This window comes from Actinomycetota bacterium (assembly GCA_019347575.1).
GTDB lineage: Bacteria > Actinomycetota > Nitriliruptoria > Nitriliruptorales > Nitriliruptoraceae > JAHWKY01.
Window position 1 is genome coordinate 1 of sequence record JAHWKY010000117.1, and the last position, 2,125, is coordinate 2,125.

Consider the following 2,125-nt stretch of genomic DNA (forward strand, 5'->3'; position numbering starts at 1 on the left):
CGGGAGGAGCGCGGTACGACCATCGACATCACGGCCCGGCTGCCCACGCCCACGCTGGGGCGGCTGCGGCAGAGGGCGGGGATCCAGGTGAGCGGCGCCGCGTGAGCGACCGAATGGCGGTCATCGGCCCCGGCCGGATGGGCCTGGCCCTCGGCGGGGCGCTGCACCACGCGGGCGCACTCGAGAGCCTTTCCTTCTTCGGTCGCTCCCCCGAGCCGCCGCCACACCCGCTGTTCGACGCGGACGCGGTGCACTACGCCATGGGCACGACACGGCCGCCGGACGGGACCACCGTGCTCGTGCTCGGGGTGCAGGACGACGCCCTGCACGAGGTCGCCGGCGCCCTGGCCAGCGAGGACTCCTACCTCAACCAGGGTGTGCGTGACCTGGGCCGCGCGGTGGAGACCCGCCTTGGCGCCCTCCATGAGGTCATCACGGCGCTGGAGGACGATGAGTCCCACCTCAACAAGAGCGTCGGTGACCTCGCCGGCCAGCTGACCGACGTGCATGAGACCGTGGTCGGGCTTCGGGGCGACGTCGAGCGCATCACCGACCGCCTGCCCGATCCCTCGCGCGGACCGCTGGAGAAGGCGCGCGACGTGCTCACCAGCGGTGACGCCGGCTCGACGGGGTAGCCCGGCCGACCTTCGCGGGCCTGTCGCCTCTGCAGGCCCGCTCATCCTTTTGGCGGCACGGCCATGGCCATCACCTACCGGGACCCGGAGGATGACCTGCGGGCGAGCAGCGCTACGAGGTGTTCGCCGCCTCGTAGGGCATTCGGGAGGGGCATGCGGAGCGACTCGAGGGTGATGTCGCCGCACTGAAGCCCTGGCCGGGGCGCCGATCCGCCACCGACAGCGCGAGCGTCAGAAGGCAAAGGGCGGCCAGGGCTCCATAGGGCACGGCGTCGGTGGTGAGGCCGGCAAGCGCCGCGCCGCCCGCGGCGCCGACGACCTGGCCGGCCGCCCAGCCGGCGTTCACGAGCGCGAAGACGAGCGCGTAGGCGACGCCGGTCGCCTGGGCGGTGTCCGACAGCGATGCGATCGCCGGTGCCCAGAAGGCGGCCAGCGCCACCACCGCAGCAATGATCGCGAGGCCTTCCAGGACGGCGTGGCCGGGCAGCGGGAGCACGAGCGCCGCGGGTACGGCGCAGGCCAGGCCCGTCCGGATGGGCAGCATCCGCCCGCGCCGGTCCGAGAGCCGGCCGATCAGAGGGCTGAGGATGGCCTCCGCCCCGGCCGCAACCAGCCACACCGCGCCGATCGCGGCGCCGCTCGCTCCGAGCTCATCCAGGCGGAGGGGCCCGAGAACGGTGAGCACGCCGGCGAACACGGCCGGGAGCGTCACGAGCCACCAGCCGACAAGGATGCGCCGACGCTCCCGATCGAGGCGCCCGAGCGCGGCGAGGTCGACGGGACGCCTGGATGTGGCGGCCGGGGTGGCCCACGCGGCCCACAGGAGCAGCGCGACGAGCGCCGCGAGCAGCGAGAACACCACCTCGGGAGAGCTGAGCGTCGCCGCGCTGCCGACGACCGGGCCTATCAGCTCCCCCGCCACGGCGCCTGCGAGAACACCACCGATGAGCTCGCCGCGCCGCTTCGACTCGGCCTCGAGCATCAGCCACGACAGCGCCCCGATCCACGTGAAGGCCCCACCGACGCCCTGAACGAAGCGCGCGAGATCGAGCCAGACGAGTGCGCTCGCAAAGGCGAACAGGAGGGTCGAGGCAGCCACCAGGGCGAGGCCCACGAGCACCGAGCGCCGCGCGCCGAGGCGCATCGCGAGCCAGGTTGCGGGCAGGGTGCCGGCCAGCGTGCCGGCGGCGTAGGCGGCACTGAGCACGCCGGCCGCGCCCTTCGACAGCCCGAGCTCCTCGCTGTAGTGCGGTAGCAGCGGCGAGAGTGCCGCGTGGAACAGCATGTCCACGAAGGCGATGGCGGCGACGAGGACGAACAGTCGGCGCACGGCCGTGCTCCTCAGGGAAGGCCGGGGACGAGGAACGTGGAGAACTGCCACACGTCCTCGTCGGCGGGTCGCGGGCGGCCGTACCCCCCGAAAGGATCGGGCCAGCGCTGGAGCGGCGTCCAGTCGACCGGGCGTGACACGAGGGGGCCCAGGTAGGGCC

General features: G+C 73.6%; 2 protein-coding genes. One reads left to right on the top strand and one right to left on the bottom strand.

Annotated features, from left to right (window positions below):
* The first annotated feature begins 101 nt into the window (after positions 1-101).
* Positions 102-635, top strand: a complete 534-nt coding sequence (locus KY469_22910; GenBank protein MBW3665942.1) for a hypothetical protein — start codon at positions 102-104, stop codon at positions 633-635.
* Positions 636-747: 112 nt separating this feature from the next.
* Here the strand turns inward: KY469_22910 and KY469_22915 are convergent, their stop codons facing one another.
* Positions 748-1,926, bottom strand: a complete 1,179-nt coding sequence (locus tag KY469_22915; GenBank protein MBW3665943.1) for an MFS transporter — start codon at positions 1,924-1,926, stop codon at positions 748-750.
* Positions 1,927-2,125 lie beyond the last annotated feature (199 nt).